This window comes from Advenella incenata (assembly GCF_004217095.1).
GTDB classification, from domain to species: domain Bacteria; phylum Pseudomonadota; class Gammaproteobacteria; order Burkholderiales; family Burkholderiaceae_B; genus Advenella; species Advenella incenata.
Map to the genome: position 1 here is coordinate 19,589 of NZ_SHKO01000002.1, position 17,473 is coordinate 37,061.

Annotated in this window: 16 protein-coding genes; 8 read left to right on the top strand and 8 right to left on the bottom strand. The window is 56.0% G+C overall.

Features of this window, described 5'->3' with window-relative positions; translation table 11 throughout:
- Positions 1–62 precede the first annotated feature (62 nt).
- The 3 genes from rnpA (at position 63) to yidC (ending at position 2,485) form a co-directional block, all read left to right on the top strand.
- On the top strand, positions 63–458 hold the full coding sequence (rnpA, locus tag EV681_RS11325) for a ribonuclease P protein component (protein ID WP_130304089.1): 396 nt from the start codon (positions 63–65) through the stop codon (positions 456–458).
- Entirely contained in the window at positions 455–712 is a 258-nt protein-coding gene (gene yidD, locus EV681_RS11330) for a membrane protein insertion efficiency factor YidD (RefSeq protein ID WP_128393355.1), read from the top strand. The genes rnpA and yidD overlap by 4 nt, the downstream gene beginning before the upstream one ends.
- A 93-nt stretch (positions 713–805) precedes the next feature.
- Positions 806–2,485: a membrane protein insertase YidC gene (gene yidC / locus EV681_RS11335; protein WP_128393354.1), complete on the top strand. Its 1,680-nt coding sequence runs from the start codon at positions 806–808 to the stop codon at positions 2,483–2,485.
- Positions 2,486–2,514: 29 nt separating this feature from the next.
- Here yidC and EV681_RS22545 read toward each other — a convergent pair whose 3' ends face one another.
- Positions 2,515–2,652 carry a hypothetical protein gene (locus tag EV681_RS22545; protein WP_165393038.1) on the bottom strand — a complete coding sequence of 46 codons (138 nt, stop codon included), beginning with the start codon at positions 2,650–2,652 and terminating at the stop codon, positions 2,515–2,517.
- Between EV681_RS22545 and EV681_RS11340 the strand changes: the two genes are divergently transcribed.
- Complete coding sequence (locus tag EV681_RS11340) at positions 2,651–3,535, top strand: LysR family transcriptional regulator (RefSeq protein ID WP_128393353.1); 885 nt, start codon at positions 2,651–2,653, stop codon at positions 3,533–3,535. The two genes, EV681_RS22545 and EV681_RS11340, sit on opposite strands and share 2 nt — an antisense overlap.
- Before the next feature lie 226 nt (positions 3,536–3,761).
- Here the strand turns inward: EV681_RS11340 and EV681_RS11345 are convergent, their stop codons facing one another.
- The 6 genes from EV681_RS11345 to EV681_RS11370 form a co-directional block, all read right to left on the bottom strand.
- Positions 3,762–4,766, bottom strand: a complete 1,005-nt coding sequence (locus tag EV681_RS11345; protein WP_130304090.1) for a D-2-hydroxyacid dehydrogenase — start codon at positions 4,764–4,766, stop codon at positions 3,762–3,764.
- A gap of 104 nt (positions 4,767–4,870) precedes the next feature.
- Positions 4,871–5,857, bottom strand: coding sequence for a Bug family tripartite tricarboxylate transporter substrate binding protein (locus EV681_RS11350; RefSeq protein ID WP_128393351.1), 987 nt, complete (start codon positions 5,855–5,857; stop codon positions 4,871–4,873).
- A gap of 233 nt (positions 5,858–6,090) precedes the next feature.
- Positions 6,091–6,870, bottom strand: a complete 780-nt coding sequence (locus EV681_RS11355) for a class II aldolase/adducin family protein (RefSeq protein ID WP_130304091.1) — start codon at positions 6,868–6,870, stop codon at positions 6,091–6,093.
- Positions 6,871–7,005: 135 nt separating this feature from the next.
- Positions 7,006–8,154 carry an acyl-CoA dehydrogenase family protein gene (locus EV681_RS11360; protein ID WP_128393349.1) on the bottom strand — a complete coding sequence of 383 codons (1,149 nt, stop codon included), beginning with the start codon at positions 8,152–8,154 and terminating at the stop codon, positions 7,006–7,008.
- 39 nt (positions 8,155–8,193) lie between these two features.
- Positions 8,194–10,338 carry an acetate--CoA ligase family protein gene (locus EV681_RS11365; RefSeq protein WP_130304092.1) on the bottom strand — a complete coding sequence of 715 codons (2,145 nt, stop codon included), beginning with the start codon at positions 10,336–10,338 and terminating at the stop codon, positions 8,194–8,196.
- Between the two features lie 45 nt (positions 10,339–10,383).
- Positions 10,384–11,727 (bottom strand): MmgE/PrpD family protein, encoded by a 1,344-nt coding sequence (locus EV681_RS11370; protein WP_128393347.1) that lies wholly within the window; start codon positions 11,725–11,727, stop codon positions 10,384–10,386.
- A gap of 491 nt (positions 11,728–12,218) precedes the next feature.
- On the opposite strand from EV681_RS11370, the gene EV681_RS11375 reads away from it, so the two are divergent.
- From EV681_RS11375 to EV681_RS11390, 4 genes are all read left to right on the top strand, one after another.
- A complete protein-coding gene (locus EV681_RS11375) occupies positions 12,219–13,172 on the top strand; it encodes a Bug family tripartite tricarboxylate transporter substrate binding protein (RefSeq protein ID WP_128393346.1) in 954 nt (317 codons plus the stop codon).
- 123 nt (positions 13,173–13,295) lie between these two features.
- Positions 13,296–14,285: a LysR substrate-binding domain-containing protein gene (locus tag EV681_RS11380; RefSeq protein WP_242612231.1), complete on the top strand. Its 990-nt coding sequence runs from the start codon at positions 13,296–13,298 to the stop codon at positions 14,283–14,285.
- 88 nt (positions 14,286–14,373) lie between these two features.
- Positions 14,374–15,303: a hydroxymethylglutaryl-CoA lyase gene (locus tag EV681_RS11385; protein WP_128393345.1), complete on the top strand. Its 930-nt coding sequence runs from the start codon at positions 14,374–14,376 to the stop codon at positions 15,301–15,303.
- Positions 15,300–16,496 carry a CaiB/BaiF CoA transferase family protein gene (locus EV681_RS11390; RefSeq protein WP_130304093.1) on the top strand — a complete coding sequence of 399 codons (1,197 nt, stop codon included), beginning with the start codon at positions 15,300–15,302 and terminating at the stop codon, positions 16,494–16,496. The genes EV681_RS11385 and EV681_RS11390 overlap by 4 nt, the downstream gene beginning before the upstream one ends.
- 243 nt (positions 16,497–16,739) lie before the next feature.
- Here EV681_RS11390 and EV681_RS22775 read toward each other — a convergent pair whose 3' ends face one another.
- Positions 16,740–17,459 carry a TetR/AcrR family transcriptional regulator gene (locus EV681_RS22775; protein WP_128393343.1) on the bottom strand — a complete coding sequence of 240 codons (720 nt, stop codon included), beginning with the start codon at positions 17,457–17,459 and terminating at the stop codon, positions 16,740–16,742.
- Between the last annotated feature and the right edge of the window lie 14 nt (positions 17,460–17,473).

A 17,473-nucleotide genomic window follows, 5' to 3' on the forward strand; every position in this document is an offset into this window, starting at 1 on the left:
GTGCGATCCGGACCCCGATCCGATCGCGCCTGATCAGGCTGAAGACGGTTCCTGTCCGTTTCATGCAAAGCGCCACCTATCCCAAAGCGGCGCGACTGCACCGCCCCTCTGAATTCACGAATCTTCTGAGAGGAAGACGTGTGTCCCGGGGGGCGTTGTTCACTCTGAACCACGCGCAGCCCTCGCCCCCTTTGCCCGAGCCCACTGCAAGACTGGGCATGATTATCGCCAAGCGCTTCGCTGTGCGGGCGACAACCCGCAACACCATCAAGCGAGTCATTCGCGAATCCTTTCGTCATCACCGTCTGAACCTGCCTGCCGCCGATTATCTGGTGCGCCTGCACGGCAAGATCGAGCCGTGTTCGCTGACCGTACTGCGCCAACGGGTGCGCCAGGAAGTGGACAGCCATTTCGCGCGCGCGCTCGCCAGCCGCCCCGATAACAAGGAACAGCGATGATTCGCCAGATTCTGATTGCACCGATCCGTTTTTACCGGTACTTTATCAGTCCCTGGGTAGGTCAGTCCTGTCGGTTTACGCCCACCTGCTCGGCTTATATGGAACAGGCTATCCATACGCACGGCGCCGGCAAGGGCCTGTGGCTGGGAACTAAACGGCTTTGTCGCTGTCATCCCTTTAGCGAAGGCGGTCATGATCCGGTGCCACCGGCCAAGGCCTCCACAGGCACCACGACCGCGACAAATCATGAATAATTTCAGTAGACTGCCTGCAAAACCGCATTCCCGCAATATGCACTGGGTTACACTAGTGCGTTTTTCCAACCGCTCTTACTGTAATCAGGTTACATGGATATCCGACGCACCATACTCTGGATGATATTTGTTTTCTCGGCATTTATGCTGTGGAACAACTGGCAAACCTATACCGGTCATCCCTCTCTTCTTGGCGAACAGCCCAAGGTCGCGCAGCAGGGTAATACTGCACCGGCTTCGGCAACACCGCAAGCCGATACGCCATCTGCACCAGCGGTGCCGGGTGCGTCAACTACGCCTGCCCAGGCACAGGCTGCCACTAGCGCACCATCCGAGATTGTTGATGTCGAGACAGACGAGTTCCGTCTGCAGTTCGATACGATGGGCGCGCAGCTGGTACATGCCGAGTTACGTAAGCACCGGGATACAGCCGACGAAACCAAGTCTGCCGTTCTACTGGAGAACAACGAGACCTCGCGCTATACAGTACAAAGCGGTATTGTTGCTCCGGCAGGCCAGAAGAAAAATTACCCAGACCAGTACAAGCCTTTCAAACTGGTGTCGACCGAAACAACCATGACCGGCGATACGCTGCCGGTTGTGTTTGAATCCGAATCGGGCGGCCTCAAAGTAACGCGTACGTACACCTTCAACAAGGGAACGTACCGGGTTGACGTTCAGGACGTTATTACCAATACCAGTCAGGAACAACAACAGCCTTCGCAGTATTTGCAGATCACCCGTGACAGCAAAGATCCTCCGGGCGCCTCCAGCTTTTACCATACCTTTACCGGTCCGGCGATCTACACTGAAGAGGGGCGTTTCCAGAAATTCTCTTTTTCAGACATAGACAAAAACAGCGCCGAGTATATCAAGCAGTCCAAAGACGGCTGGATCGCCATGATCGAGCATTATTTCGTCACGGCCTGGGTACCGCCAGAAGGCAAAGATCGCCTGTATAACCTGCGCAAAACCCCCGAAGGCCTGTACGCGGTAAGCACCGTCGAGCCACTGGGCACACTGGAACCCGGCGCCAGCGTCACGAGCCGTGCCGAACTGTGGGTCGGCCCGCAGGACCAGGATGCCTTGGCATCCGTGGCACCAGGCCTGGACGTCGTGGTCGATTACGGCTGGCTGACAATCATTGCCAAACCGATGTTTGCGGTTATGCAATGGATCCATTCGATCGTCGGCAACTGGGGCTGGACCATCGTTCTGCTCACGGTTCTGATCAAACTGATTTTCTTCCCGCTATCGGCCGCCAGCTACAAATCCATGGCGAAGATGAAGAACGTCGCGCCGCGCATGCAGGCCATGAAAGAAAAACACGGGGATGACCGTCAGGCGCTTAATGCCGCCATGATGGAAATGTACCGCAAGGAAAAAATCAATCCGCTGGGTGGGTGTCTGCCTATCCTGGTGCAGATTCCGGTCTTCCTGACCCTGTATCGGGTCCTGCTGGCCAGCGTCGAAATGCGCGGTGCGCCATGGATCGGCTGGATTCATGATCTGTCGGTACACGACCCTTACTTTATCCTGCCGATCTTCATGATGGCCAGTATGTTCCTGCAGATGCGTCTGAATCCGAAACCACCGGATCCGATGCAGGCCAAGATCATGATGTTCATGCCGCTTATCTTCGGCGCCATGATGTTCATGTTCCCAGCCGGCCTGGTGCTGTACTGGTGCGTCAATAACGTGCTGTCCATTGCCCAGCAGTGGTTCATCACGCACAATATGAACAAGGCAGCCAACGACGCCAAGATAGGCTAAGCCAGAGACAGACCCTTTGGGGTCTGCCCTCAGGCCGCCCGCATGGGCTCCAGACCGCTATTGCGAATGCAATGGCGGTTTTTTTCTGCCCGGTTGTTCATGTTATGATTTTGCAGCACGTCATGGGTCGGCTTGCGACCACCAGAACACACATAAGAGAGACGCATGAAAAAGCTGGATATCCCTTCCCTGGAAGCGTTTGTCGCTGCCGTAGAGGAAAAAAGCCTGTCCCGGGCGGCGCAGCGCGAGAATCTGGTCACCTCAGCGATAAGCAAGCGGATTACCGATCTGGAACAGCATCTGGACAAAACCCTGCTCTCGCGGCACGGTCGCGGCGTTGAACCCACGCCGGCGGGTATGTTGCTGTACCAGCACGCCAAATCCATCCTGCGCAACTTGCGCCTGACCGAGAATCTGATTCACGAATTTGCCAATGACGGAAAAGCCCAATTACGACTGCTGGCCAATCCATCCACCATATTGCAATTTCTGCCCCAGCAGATGGCGTCTTACCTGAAAAGCCATAGCCGATTGCGGATCGATCTGGTCGAATGCCACAGTTACGACGTGCCACGACTGATTGCAGAAGATTCGGGCGACATCGGGATTTATCATGCTGATCAGCCCGCCACGGGCGTGGTGTCCTATCCTTATAAACAGGACAGGGTGGGCCTGGTTGTTCCCAACGGGCACCCGCTGGCACAGCGACAGTCGCTGTTTCTTGAAGAGGCGTTGGAATACGATCTGCTTGGCTACTTTCCTCGCCATTCGTTGGACTCTTTTCTGGCCTATGTGGAACCCTCGCTGTCGCGCCCGCCCAATGTGAACCTGCAGGTCTCCAATTTTGAAGCCCGCTGCCGGATGATCATGGAAGGCCTGGGTATTGGCGTGGTGCCCGAAAAAATCGCGGCCAACTATTTGCAGCCCATGGGGCTGCAGCTGTTGCGACTGGAAGACAGCTGGGCGCAGCGGCAGTTCTATGTTTGTGTAAAAGCCATTGATGCGCAGCAGCCGCTGATCCGCGAACTACTGGATGCGCTGATGCAATAGCGTAATGATGCGCAGTCCTGGCCAATTGCGTTAAGGACACAGCATCACGGCATGAGTGGCCCGCAGTCACCAGACGCATGAACCGTACCCTTTCATCACAGCATACAGCCATCGACACACAAGGGCGCAATGGGAAGCGGGCGTTACATCTTGCTAAGCTCAGACAGGCGCTGGCGGCGGCGTTTGCCAAGACCTTGCGGCGTTCTGGCGCCCTTGCCTGCGAGTATTAACGCGCCAGATTGCGCAACGGCAGCCCCTGAACCCAGTTGTTCAGATTTTCCAGGAACATGTCAGCAACTCGCGCCTCGTTGCCGGTGGAATGGCCGGCCGTGTGCGGCGATACAATGACGTTTGGCATATCCCATAGCGGCGAGTCCGATTCAAGCGGCTCTTTCTCCACCACATCCAGATAGGCGCCGGCGATATGTTCATTGCACAATGCGTCGATCAGCGCCGCCTCTTCAATGACCTCGCCACGCGACACGTTAACAATACAGGCACCCGGTTTCATCGCATCCAGCGCTGTGCGATCAACCAGCCGACGCGTCGTCTCGGTCAAGGGACAGGCCAGGATCAGCCAGTCGGTGTCGGGCAATAACCGGTGCATGGCCTCATATGGGACCATGGGAATGTCTGTCGGGGTGGTAACGGCGCTGTTGCGCAATACGGTCACTCGCATGCCAAGCATGTTTAGATAGCGCTGTATGGTCTGCGCTATGGGCCCCCAGCCGGCCAGCAAGACGTGCTGTCCCTGCAAATCTGCCGGCATCAATTCGTCCAGCAGCGGTGCCCACACGTGCTCGCGCTGTGCCTGTTCCAGGAAACGAAAGCGCCGGTTCAATGCCAGCACCGCAGCCAGCGCGCTTTGCGCGACGATCCCCGACAGCGCACCGGTGGAACTGGTTACGTTGAGCCCTTTGTCACGCAGGCGTACATAGACCGGACGGTCCACACCCGCAGAATGCACGTGCACCCACTGCAAATTGGGCGCGTGCTCCAACATTTGGTAAAAGATGTCCGTTGCAGGATCCAGCACGTATTTGGTTGAACGCCCCGTGATATCCCTGGACACAAATGCAATATCAACCTGCGCCAGGGTCTGCTCGTCCAGCGGCTGACCGCTATAGGGTATAAAGTGGATCTGCTCCAGTCCGTAGCGCGAGCTTGCAGCCTCGCGCACGTACGCCAGAATCTTTGCTGAAATCAGTATATTCAATGCCTGTGTTGCCATGATTTTTCAAGTGCAATAGAGAAGAATGAAAGGGGGCAAGCAGGTGTGCCGCCCCCTATGTAAAGATGATGAACCAAGTCTGTTGCAATTGGGACAGCAACCGCTTATTTTGCGGAAATATTCATTTCAGCGGTAAACGCTTTCCACTTCTCATTTTCAGCTTTCACAAATTGGGTGAAGGATTCGGCGCTGCCGCCCACCGGCTCGGCGCCTTCATTGGACAACTTGGTTTTGACCGTGGGATTCTGCAACACAGTGTTGATGTCTTTGTTGAGTTTTTGAATGACATTTTCCGGTGTTTTTGCCGGTGCGAAATAGCCGAACCAGGATCCCATGGCAAAGTCCTTATAGCCGGCCTCCTGCATGGTTGGTACATCTTTGAGCGCAGGCGAGCGTTTCGTGGTGGAAACAGCCAGCGGGATAAGCTTGCCACCCTTGATATTTCCCATGACCGAAGGCAATGTCGCAAACATGAACTGCACGCGTCCCGACATGACATCATTCAAGGCATCCGCGCCTTTATAGGGGATATGCGTTACCGTCAGATTGCGCGTTTTGGCCATCATGGCGCATGATAAATGCGCGGCCGTACCTACACCGGTAGACGCGCAATTGAATGACCCCGGCTTGGCCTCGATCTGTTTGGTCAGTTCCTGTACTGATTTGACATTCAGCGAGGGCGCCACTACCAGTACGTTTGGTACATCAGCCACCAATGCCACTGCGCGCAGATCAGTCATCGTGTTGAAGTCGCTTTTGGCGTAGATGTATGGATTGACGGCGATGGGGCCGATCGAATTCATCAGGATCGTATAGCCGTCGGGTTTGGCATTAACCACTGCGCCTGTACCAATGTTGCCCGCTGCGCCCGGCTTGTTTTCTACAACAACGCTCTGGTCCCACATCTTGCTCAGCTCATTGCTTACTTCACGCGCAATAATATCGGTGGTGCCGCCTGCAGTAAAGGCAACCACCGTTTTCACCGGCTTGGTCGGCCATTCCTGCGCCAACGCTGTCGATGCAGTCGCTTGCATGAGCACAATAGCGGCCAAAACGGCGGCGTGCCCGATCTTTGAATTACATTTGTACATGGTTTGTCTCCTCGAATTTATTAAAGTAATTACATCTGTGAATAGCTATTTTTCCGGCACTCAGCCGCAGAAATGCGCACAGGCTCATGGCTCACCGCAATGGTGTCCATTCTGCTTGCGTTGGTGATGCCACAACATGTCTTGCATAAGGCCTGCCTGCCCGCCCGAATGAGCCGCAAGGACATTCGCGAACTGAGCGCAATATCCAGATCTCAAGACGCAAAAGCGCCGGCTCAGTCCATAAAGCTCGGGTCCAGCTTTTCCATTTTTCTCAGTAGTGCCGGCCACTCCATCAGCCCGTAGGGGCGGCGCGTGCCGGGCTGATAATTTTTATAGGTTTCTTCCAGCACTGGCGCACTCACCTCGTTCAACGGTGTATTGCAGGACATGGCGGCAATCTGCGCACGGCAGGCCAGCTCCAGGCGATGCATCCAGTTGAACGCCTCGCCTATGGTATTGCCAGCTGTAAGCAGGCCGTGATTGCGCAAGATCATGGCTTCGGACGTGCCCAGATCCCTGACCAGCGATTCCTGCTCACTCAGATCCAGGACAACGCCCTGGTAGTCGTGATACGCAATGCGCAGGAAACGCATGGCTGTTTGGTTCAATGGCAGCAACCCGCATTTGAGCGAGGAGACTGCCATTCCGGCCCAGGTGTGCGTATGAATCACACAGGCAACTTCGCGACGAGCTTCGTGGATCGCACTGTGAATCACAAAGCCTGCCTTGTTTACGCCGTAATTGAGGTCACCGAAATCCGGGGAGCTCAATAGATTGCCTTTGTGGTCAATTTTGAGCAGGCTCGACGCCGTAATCTCTTCGTACAGCAGCCCATAGGCATTGATCAGGAACGCATCTTCTTCGTCGGGCACACGCAGCGAGATGTGATTGGCGATCATATCCGACATGCCGTAGTGCGCCATCAGGCGGTAGCAGGCCGCCAGGTCTACGCGCGCCTGCCACTCCGCCTTGCTGCATGTCTGTTTTGCACTTGCCAGGTGTATCTGACTCATCATTTGGTCCTTTTAAAAATATGTATTCTTTTGCATTCACCAGTATTCATAATAAAACACAGCTGTGCCAATCGCTCACTGGTGTTAACCCTATATAGCAATTGAAATACACATTCTTTGATTGCAATGGGTAGCCTAAGAAGCCCGCTGAGAGAACGTGCGCTCAAACACGCCTTCGGCAATGCGGTTTTTAAGAATCTCAATGGAGCCGCCTGCGATCATCCAGCCGCGGCAACGACGCACACAGTATTCCACCAGCGATTCACGGCTATAACCCATGCCGCCCATCACCTGCAATGCCTCGTTGGCCACATCAAAACCGATCTGGTTGCAATACGCCTTGGCGATGGCCGTCTCGGTAGGAGATGGAAAACCGCTATCTGCGCCAGAGGCGGCCTTGTACAGCAGCAACTGTGCAGCATCAAGCTTGATGCGCATGTCGGCAAACTTCCATTGGATGCCCTGGAACTCGCACAGCAGCTTGCCGAACTGCCGTCGTTGCAGCGCCCACTGCCGGGCCTCTTCGTAGGCGTATCGCCCCAGTGCCAGTGACCGAGAAGTATTGCCAAGTCGCTCCACATTAAAACCGGCGATCTGCTTTTTGAATCCGCCTTCGCCCAACACCACTTGCTCATCAGGTATATATACGTTGTCCATAAAAATCTCGACCCATTCCTCGTCGGACATAAAGGCGGAACGTTTACCCAGTCGCATGCCCTCTGCCCGGGTCTCGATCATGACCGAGCCGATACCCTTGGTACCCGGACCGAAACGTACGTAGGCAAGAATGAAATCGGCGTGGGGTCCGTGTGTCGTGAAAATTTTCGTTCCATTGATACGCCAGCCCTTGCCGTCGCGGGTGGCCGTGGTTTTGAGCTCTGTCACGGCTGAGCCGGCATCCGGTTCGGTCATGCCAACTGCAATCAGCGCCTTGCCTGCCAGCAGCGGCTTCAGATATTTCTCTTTCTGAAAGTCCGATCCATACTCGGCAAGCACGCGGATCGCGCCGAAGTTGCCGGCCTGAACCACATCGGCACTGCGCGGACACACCGATGCAACGGTCTGTATGGCAATCACGGCATCCATCAACGTGCCGCCCAGCCCGCCGTCTGCTTCAGCAATGGTGATGCCAAGCAATCCCTGATCAGCCATGCGTCCGGATATATCCCATGGATAGTCCTGACTATGTGCACGAGCGACGGCGCCATCACGCAGTTCATTTTCTGCAAAGCGACGCACCGCCGACTCAAAGCCCTTTTGTTCTGTATTGAGTTCGAAATCCATGTCTTTTTATACTCCTGCTTTAAATTTATTTGATATTTATTACAACTGTGATATTTCGCGCAAACGAACAACTGCATCAACCGCAACAACGCCGTCTTTTCGCACAAACAGTGGGTTGATCTCAGCTTCGGTTACCGGTTGAGAGTCGATCAGCGCCAGTCTGGAGATGGCAACAATGGCGCGGGCCAGCGCGGCGCAATCACCTTCAGGCAGTTGCCGGTAGCCACGAATCAATTGTGTATGTTTCACTTCATGGATCATCTGCCAGGCCACTTGCTCTGACACCGGCGCCAGGCGCAGGGAAAAATCTGGTTTGAGCTCTGCAGTGATGCCGCCGGCGCCAAGCATCACGGTCGGACCAACAAGCGGGTCGTGCCGATAGCCCAGCATCAGTTCGATCAGGCGACCTTCCATTTTCTGCACCATATAGCCGTCAATTGCAGCCTGCGGGCAATGGGTCTTGATTTGGTCTGCCATCGTATTTAACGCGGCAGCCAGCGCTTGCTCAGAGTCAATGCCAACCTTCACTCCACCGGCTTCCGTTTTATGAAGAATGTCTCGCGAGACAACCTTCAGCACCACCGGATAGTCAATGAAATGGTCTGCGGCTTGCGGTTGCACCATGGCGGACGAAACGACATCGATGCCCAGCGCAGCAAAGACCGACATGGCCTCCGGCTCGCTCAAGTTGCCGCTTGCCGGGCAGCCATCAGGTAACGTCCCAGGCGGCAATTGCTCTGGCTGGCGCTGCCCGAGCGGCACAAAGAATGCGGCTAATGCATCGGCGCATGATTCGGGCGTACGAAAGGCCGCAACGGCGTTTTTTTGCAGCAACAGCAATGATGCCTGTGCTTCGGGCGACAGGAACGCTACCAACGGTTTGCTGTTGCCGTGAGCTGTTGCAACTGCATTCAATATGGGCTGGACCGCATATTGCGGATGAAATTGCGCTGAAGAGCCGGCAATGCATAACACCGCGTCACACCAGTCCGTCTGCATGATTTCGGTCAGCAGGTCCTGATACTGTTCACTGCTTGCCGCCAGGGTCAGGTCGATGACCGGTGTCTGGCGTATGTTCAGGCCCCGCAAGGCCATATGCGAAATGAAAGGTGCGGGCGGCGCAACCGCAACAAACCCGCGCAGGCCCAGGTTGTCGACCACGGTTGCCGCGCCCCCACCGGTGGTGGTTATGACAGCGACGCGCGCCGGCGTATCGCCCCAGGCCTGTGGGCGCAGATGCGCGTAGCGCGCAGCCAGAGGCGCGATCTCAAAAAGGGCTTCCAGCATGTTGACCCGTATGACGCTATGGGCGCGGAAATAGGCATCCATGGCGGCGTCATTGCCGGCAATGGCACCGGTGTGCGATTGCGACAGCGCATCCCCTTGCTCCGAGCGCCCCAGTTTGTATGCAATTACCGGCTTGCCAGCACTGCGCGCCCGTTCCAGCGCGCAACTTAATGTGTCCACATCCCGCAAGGTTTCCAGAAACAGCAGTATCACGCGGGTCGCATCATCGTCCACCATGGCATCCAGTATTTCGCCAACTGAAATATCGCTTTCGTTGCCGACCGAGACCAGATGGGAAAAACCAAAACCACGCGCAGCCGCACGCGACATGAGCGAGCCCATCATTGAGCCGCTTTGCGAAATAATGCCGATATCACCAGCAGTCAGATTGTCCATTTCGAACGCGGCATTAACGGAAATGACGCCACCGCTATGGACGTTGGCCAGGCCAATACTGTTGGGCCCCAGCACCCGCACGCCCAGTCGCCTTGCGGTCGCACACAGGTCTCGTTGCCTTTGAATGCCTTCATCGCCCGCTTCGGCAAAGCCGTCTGAATAGATTGTGACCATGCCTATGCCTTTGCGGGCGCATTGCTCCACCACGTCGGTGACGCCAGTACTGTCGATCATCACGAACGCATGATCCACGTTATCGGGAAGCTGGTCGATGCTGTCCCAGGCTTTGACACCATTGATCTGCGTGGCCGACGGATTGACTGGATAAATATTGCCGGCAAAGCCGTGTTTCTGCATGAAACGCAAGGGCCTGGCGGTATTTTTTTTCTGATTGCTCGAGGCGCCAATCAGTGCTACCGACGCGGGGTTGAGCAACGCCCTATTAAATGCCCGACGCTGCGAAGAGCAATCGCCACGCGGGTTTGAATCGTCATGTGTCATCGTATTTACCACTAATTCGTTATGAAATTTTTATTGTCTCGGGCGTCAGCTAAGCGACAACTGCCGTACTTGCAACGCTTCGAGCATCCAGATCTGCGATTTGAGTGCGGCCGCAGCCTGGGCGCCCAGCACTGGCGTAACCAGCTCGTCATATTTATCATTAAGTTCGTCATCATCTAGCGGACATTCAGGATCTCCCTTGCGATCCTGCGCATAGTGTTCATGAGTCTGGCCACTGTTCATCACAATCGTTACGCGCGAAGAGCGATGACGCGGGAACGCGGCGGTCAGCAGCTCATCTGCAGTCAAAGAGATTTTTTTCATCAAGACGCGCGTGTCCGTGTCTGTAAGTCGCTCTGTATCGAAGGCGTTCAGCCTGACCGAACCGTGGCGCAACGCATGGGCAACCACATAGGGCAAACTGAATTTGCCTTCAAAGGCCGTTAGCGGATCCGCATTTCCAGTCACATTGATCGCCGTCTGATAGGTCGCCACGTGGATCGACGCGATGTCTTCCGGCCTGATGCCATGTTCCTGCTGCAGCGCGAGCACGGCATCAATGGAAGCAAAGGTATGGCCGCAACAGCCATGATTTTTCTGGGTAATACGGGTGATGTTGTAGTCCAGGCCAAGACCTGCAGTGACCACGGGAAGATTCAGCGTTCCGCCCAATGCCGCAGCAAAGCCGGCCTCGCCTTCCAGAATGTCGGCTACGCCGGTTACGCCAGCCGCAGCAGCAGTGCCCGCCCGTATGCCCACGGCAGCAGCGTGCCCGGCATGCAGTGCCTTGGTCATGGCGTCCGAGCGGAACGCCTGTTGCAAGCCGGCAGCAAACGTCGCTGCAGTGGCTATGGCGTGCTGCATCACCGTCTGATCGCCAGGCGCATACAGCGCTGCCACGGCAGCGGCAGCACCAATACTGCCAACCGTTCCGGTCGTATGAAAATAGCGATAGTGCGCTGGCTGAATAGCTGCAGCCAGTCGGGTGGATATTTCATACCCCACCACAATTGCCTTCATAAACGCCAGCCCGTTAGCGTCGCGCGTATCTGCGGCCGCCAGTGCTGCGGATATGACAGGACAGCCCGGATGATAGACACCATCCCGGAAAATATCATCGAACTCCACCGTATGCGACACACTGCCGTTGATCCAGGCGGCTGTAGCAGGAAAGGTAGTAGTGCCAAAGCCCGGCAGACGGGCCAAGCCCACACCCGTTTCATCCGCATGCGCCCGAACCAGTTCAACGCCCGGCGACATGCGCGTACCAGGATACAGCGCGGCCAGCCAATCTAACACCGCGCGTTTCGTATGATGAAGTACCGGATCGGTCAGCGTGCGTTCACCGCTTTCCCGAGCGCCGTAATGAGCAAGTTCATGTATGAGCATAGATCGCTTTGTATGTGAAGGCCGGCTTGCGGCAGCAAGCAAATGTAAGCATTCATTCTAGGCAACTGGCACCGTCGGGCTTTGAAAGTTTGTGAACGCTGCTATCTCGTACCGTGCAAGCAACCATCCTGCTTGAATCCGGCGGGCAAAAATCCTGCGCCGGCAATGGTCCGCAATCCTGCGTTTTCAGTTGTGATTTGGATCGGCTTGGCGCCGCCGGCGGCAGTGCGTTCGCAAGCGCCAGCCCTTCACGGGTGGTCCGTCGGGCACGGCATGGACAGCCGACACGCGCCCTGCCATCACCAAAGGTGATGTTGTCCATGACTTTTGGTAGCTTACGCTAACGCAAAATCCGGCTTAGACTTCAACCGAAGCTGTTACGGGCTGCCATGGCGTTACAATCGACGCCGTTCCTGTACGGCAACAGAACTCAATTACAAAATAAACACAGTGGTGATTGCGCCGTGATCACCGACACGGAGACAAACATTATGCGTCTGAGCCCCTCTTTTTTCCTGCTGACCTGTGCAGTTGCGCTCGGGCTTGCATCTGCTGCCCATGCCGAAGTCAGTTTTTCTGAACGCCCCATTCGACTGATTGTGCCAAGCTCGCCCGGTTCCGGGCTGGATAATCTGGCCCGCACCTTTGCGCCCGGCATGGGACAGGCTCTGAAGCAATCTATCGTGGTGGAAAATCTGGCCGGCGCATCCAATATTTCAGGTACTCGCGAACTGGTTCGCGCCAAGCCCGATGGCTACACCCTGGAGCTGATCTCCTCGAACCATGCAGTCAATCCCAGCCTGCACAAGAACCTGCCCTATGATTCGGTGAAAGATATCACCCCTGTATCCAATCTGGTGACCTCGCCGCTGGTGGTCGCCGTGCCCAATACCTCCCCCTACAAAACCCTGGGTGAACTGATTGCCGCTGCCAAAAAAGAACCCAAACGCCTCAATTACGGGTCGGCCGGTGTCGGCACGGCCCTGCATCTGGCCGGCGTCCTCTTTGAAAAGCGGGCCGATGTGCAAATGACCCATATCCCCTACAAGGGCGGCAACACAATTGTGAACGATCTGGTATCAAACCAGATCCAGGTCGCCTTTCTGGCCGTTGCCAGCGTCTCCGAACAAATCAAGGGTGGCATGCTGCGCGGTCTGGCGGTCACTTCTTCCAAACGCAGCCAGATCCTGCCCGATCTGCCGACATTGAGCGAAGCGGGGGTTGCTGACTATGTTTACGAGCCCTGGCTTGGCATGATTGCACCGGCAAATCTGCCTGACGACATTCGTGATAAGCTGCAGGCCACAGTCAAGGATGTGTTCGCCACATCAGATGTGAAAGACAAACTCGAACGCCTGGGCTTTAATATTGTTGTATCCGATCCTCAGACGTTTGGCAAAACCATTCAGAAAGATATCGACGAGAGCGCAGCGCTGCTCAAATAAGGATGTTGATACCGGAAGCAGCCTGGGTCAGTTAAATGGCCCTGCTGCGTTCCTGATGGCTTTGCAAGGGTAGCCAGTCTTGGGCTGATGGTGTCCCTACATGGTTTTTCACTATTTACTTACATGTCTACCGATGCTCTAATCCCGATCAAACCTGGTTTTCGCGAGTTTGATTTGTGGTCCATTGATCCTACATCCCTGTATCTGTTCATCGCCGTGTGTGAAACCGGCAGCATTGCACGTGCCGGCGAGCGGGAGCTGCTGTCTGCCGCAGCCGTGAGCAAGCGCATGGTTGAAATAGAAAGAAAAATTGGTGCGCCGCTGTTGTTGCGCAGCCAGCGCGGCGTTACGCCCACCTCGGCCGGCCTGGTACTGCTAAAACATGCCCGCAGTATTATGGTGGATTATCGTAAGCTGCAAAGCGAGCTGAGTGAGCACGCCCAGGGGGTCAAGGGCCATGTGCGGCTGCTGTCCAATGTCTCGGCTATCATGGAATTTTTGCCGGCTGATCTGACTTCGTTCCTGGAAACTCATCCGAACATCCAGGTTGATCTGGAAGAGCATTTCAGTAGTGATATTCCCAGAAGAATAGAAGAAGGCAATGCTGATATCGGCATTTGTCGCGATTTCGTGCCAACCGGCAACACCTGTGTGACGCCCTACCGCTACGACCATTTCGCGATCGTGGTCAACAAGGCCCACCCGCTGGCCGGCAAAAAATCGCTTATGTTCGAGCAAACGCTGGACTATCCGCAAATCGGCTTTTCCATGCAAACCTCCATGAACACGCTGATGTCGCATATAGCGGGTCGTCAGGGCAAGACCCTGACCTATCGCACGCACGTCAGTTCCTTTGACGCGGCCTATCGGTTGATCGAAGCCAATCTGGGCATTGCGGCTCTACCGCGCGAAGCCGTCGAACGCTATGTCAGGCTCTATGATCTGGAGCTGATTCCGCTGGACGATCCATGGGCACGACGCAACTTCGTGTTGTGTACCCGCGCCAACGAGGCCCTGTCGGGGTCAGCCCAGAAACTCTTTGATCACCTGCAGGCCCAGGCCACCCGCGCCTTGCCCGCCCACAGAACAAACCAGGAACGCCCCCGACCATAACGAAACCTGATGGTTACCATGACCATCGGCACATTACCGTAAACGGCAATTCGTCGTAGACTGTTCCCATCAACGTAAAGGAACCGTCATGACAGATCATGTCCATATTCAGGAGGTCGGCTTGCGCGATGGCCTGCAAAGCATCGCCACCACCATGCCAACCGAAGCCAAGAAGCGCTGGATCAGCGCTGCATACGACGCCGGATTGCGCCATATCGAAGTGACCTCATTCGTCCCGCCAAAGCTGTTGCCCCAGTTGGCAGACGCCGCGCAAATCGTCGACTATGCCCTGCAGTTTGATGGCCTGACCGTCACTGCGCTGGTGCCTAACCTGAAGGGCGCAGAAAACGCCCTGAAGGCTGGCGTACATCGCATCGTGGCCCCAATCTCTGTCAGCACACAGCACAGCCTGGCCAATGTCCGCCGCAAGCCCATGGAAATGGTGCAGGAGTTCGGACGTATCCGTGAACTGATCGATGCCCACGGTAGCCGTACGACGCTGATAGCGGGCCTGTCTACCGTGTTCGGTTGTACGCTGCAGGGGGAAGTGCCCGTGGACGACGTATGCGATGTCGTTATCGGCAGTATCGCAGCAGGCGCCGATACCGTTGCGCTTGCCGATACGACTGGACACGCAACCCCGGCGCAGGTGCAGCAGGTCATAGCGGCGGTACGAGCTGTAGCGGGCGAGCGTTTGCGCAGCATGCATTTTCATGACACCCGCGGTATGGGTCTGGCCAATACGGTTATCGCACTGCAAAACGGCATCAGGGAGTTTGATGCATCACTGGCCGGCATTGGCGGCTGCCCACACGCGCCTGGCGCCACCGGCAACGTGGTCACCGAAGATCTGGTTTTCATGCTCGAATCGATGGGCTATCACACCGGTATTTCAGTTGAAAGCCTGCTGGCCTGCCGGCAGATCCTGTCGCAGGCCCTGCCGCAGGAACCCCTTTACGGCTTTATCAATCGGGCAGGTCTGCCCAACACATTCACGCAGCAAAGAGCAACACAATGAATTCTGTCACATCACAAGCATTGCCCCTGGAAGGTATCCGCGTCGTTGAAATGTCCCATATGGTAATGGGGCCAACCTGCGGAATGATTCTGGCCGATCTGGGCGCTGAAGTCATCAAAGTAGAACCGCTTACCGGCGACAAAACCCGCGAACTGCTGGGTGCTGGCGCCGGTTTTTTCCGTACCTTCAACCGCAACAAGAAAAGTATTTCGGTTGACATAAATGACCAGCAGGCCATTGATGCCGTCCTCAAGCTGGTCGATTCAGCAGACGTTTTTGTCGAAAACTTCAAGCCCGGCCGCATGGCTTCACTGGGCCTTGATTACGACAGCCTGAAGGCGCGCAATCCCGGGCTTATTTATGTGTCGCACAAGGGATTTTTACAAGGCCCTTACGAGAAGCGCCTGGCCCTGGATGAAGTGGTGCAGATGATGGCCGGGCTGGCCTATATGACGGGTCCCGTTGGCCGGCCACTACGTGCCGGCACCTCGGTAAACGATATTATGGGCGGCATGTTCGGTGCGCTGGGTGTGCTGGCTGCGCTATTTCAACGCAACAGCACCGGCCGGGGCAAGGAAATCCAGAGCGCATTGTTCGAAAACTGCGTGCTGCTCTCGGCGCAACACATGCAGCAGTATGCAGTCACGGGTGTGGCCGCCAACCCCATGCCCGAACGCATCAGCGCCTGGGGCATTTATGATACGTTCGAACTGGCCGGTGGCCGCCTTATGTTCATCGCCGCTACCGGCGATGCGCCATGGAAGGAATTGTGCGAGATTCTGCAGCGCCCGGATCTGTATCTCGATCCGCGCCTGAAAACCAATAATGATCGTGTGCTCGCGCGCGACTGGCTGATTCCTGAATTGGGTGCAACGCTCAAAAGTATGGAGGCCGACGCGCTGGCGCCCGTTTTTGAAGCCCGACAAATCCCGTTTGCCTATATCACCAAGCCTGAAGAGCTGTTCGATGACCCGCACCTGCAACAGAGTGGTGGCCTGGGCCGCCAGATACTGGAAGACGGATCGGAAACGCCTATGCCGTTGTTGCCGATCAGCATGGACGGCCAGCGTCTGCAGCCGCGGCAGCCCATCGCACGTATTGGTGAACACACCGAGAGCGTCTTGCGTGATCTGGGTTACGAGGCCGCCGAGATCGCCCGCCTGGCGGCGGCCGGGGTGCTGAAGGTTGCCTAGGAGATTGCACAACGACTGATTTGGGTGGCAGCGGGTTGATTCATAACGAAAGACTTTGGTCCCGAAATCGATGAACTTTCCCGCTCCATTGATACGCCGCTACATTGACCGTATCAAAGCGGCGTTAGCCACCATTTTCATCAGATAGTCGGTCGTGCTGATTTGGCCATAGACGGGGACCAGAGTGAGATCGGCCGTAAAGCGCGGGCCTTCTGCGTCGATGCGAACAGGCATTGCGCCAACTCACCCGTTGTCTGCGGCATAGCCCGCCTGTTGCGCTATCGCCTGCAATCCGGCTATCGTAAACGTATGCATGTGACGAGCCATATCTTCGACCGAGTGCGAATACAGCGGCTGTATCGGCGTTGCAATACGCCGGTCCAGTATCAACAGCATCATAACCGGCCCGATGACACTCAACACGGATCGTAGCAACTGCGGATCGGCTACACGCATGCCGGTCAGCTCCATGATAACCTCGCGCAATACTTCGAACTTGGGCAGCGTATCTTCTTCCATAATTTGCGACAACAGAGGCGATGGCGCCAGCAACTCTCGCGCCCATAACCGAATATGCCAGCTCTTGGCATCATAGGTTGCGCGCAACAGCCCTTCGATGAGTAGGTACAGTTTTTTCGAAGGCGATGCTGCGCTATGGCCGATCTGCCGTACAAAATCCAGGCTCATGACTTCACGATGCACTTCCTTGAGCAGGACCAGATACAGGCCATCACGACTGCCGAAATGATAATTCACAGCTGCCATATTGACACCAGCGGCCTCGCAGATTGCCTTGCTGGTCGTATCTGCATAGCCGCGCTCGGCAAACAGGGCGCCCGCCTGCGCAATAATATGTCGCACAGTCGCGTCGCCGTCGCTACGGCTGGCTCGACCACTGCGAACAACGGGGCTGGCAGAGGCTGCCTGGGGGCTTTTGCCGCGGGGGCTGTTTTTAGCAATCATGATATGTGGAATCA

Bases quoted from the DNA above. Each gene is read 5' to 3' on its own strand.
- yidD (WP_128393355.1), top strand. From the start codon at position 455: ATGATTCGCCAGATTCTGATTGCACCGATCCGTTTTTACCGGTACTTT.
- EV681_RS22775 (WP_128393343.1), bottom strand. From the start codon at position 17,459: ATGATTGCTAAAAACAGCCCCCGCGGCAAAAGCCCCCAGGCAGCCTCT.
- EV681_RS11385 (WP_128393345.1), top strand. From the start codon at position 14,374: ATGACAGATCATGTCCATATTCAGGAGGTCGGCTTGCGCGATGGCCTG.
- EV681_RS11380 (WP_242612231.1), top strand. From the start codon at position 13,296: ATGTCTACCGATGCTCTAATCCCGATCAAACCTGGTTTTCGCGAGTTT.
- EV681_RS11355 (WP_130304091.1), bottom strand. From the start codon at position 6,870: ATGAGTCAGATACACCTGGCAAGTGCAAAACAGACATGCAGCAAGGCG.
- EV681_RS11375 (WP_128393346.1), top strand. From the start codon at position 12,219: ATGCGTCTGAGCCCCTCTTTTTTCCTGCTGACCTGTGCAGTTGCGCTC.
- EV681_RS11370 (WP_128393347.1), bottom strand. From the start codon at position 11,727: ATGCTCATACATGAACTTGCTCATTACGGCGCTCGGGAAAGCGGTGAA.
- EV681_RS11390 (WP_130304093.1), top strand. From the start codon at position 15,300: ATGAATTCTGTCACATCACAAGCATTGCCCCTGGAAGGTATCCGCGTC.
- yidC (WP_128393354.1), top strand. From the start codon at position 806: ATGGATATCCGACGCACCATACTCTGGATGATATTTGTTTTCTCGGCA.
- EV681_RS11360 (WP_128393349.1), bottom strand. From the start codon at position 8,154: ATGGATTTCGAACTCAATACAGAACAAAAGGGCTTTGAGTCGGCGGTG.
- EV681_RS11340 (WP_128393353.1), top strand. From the start codon at position 2,651: ATGAAAAAGCTGGATATCCCTTCCCTGGAAGCGTTTGTCGCTGCCGTA.
- EV681_RS11365 (WP_130304092.1), bottom strand. From the start codon at position 10,338: ATGACACATGACGATTCAAACCCGCGTGGCGATTGCTCTTCGCAGCGT.
- rnpA (WP_130304089.1), top strand. From the start codon at position 63: ATGCAAAGCGCCACCTATCCCAAAGCGGCGCGACTGCACCGCCCCTCT.
- EV681_RS22545 (WP_165393038.1), bottom strand. From the start codon at position 2,652: ATGCGTCTCTCTTATGTGTGTTCTGGTGGTCGCAAGCCGACCCATGAC.
- EV681_RS11345 (WP_130304090.1), bottom strand. From the start codon at position 4,766: ATGGCAACACAGGCATTGAATATACTGATTTCAGCAAAGATTCTGGCG.
- EV681_RS11350 (WP_128393351.1), bottom strand. From the start codon at position 5,857: ATGTACAAATGTAATTCAAAGATCGGGCACGCCGCCGTTTTGGCCGCT.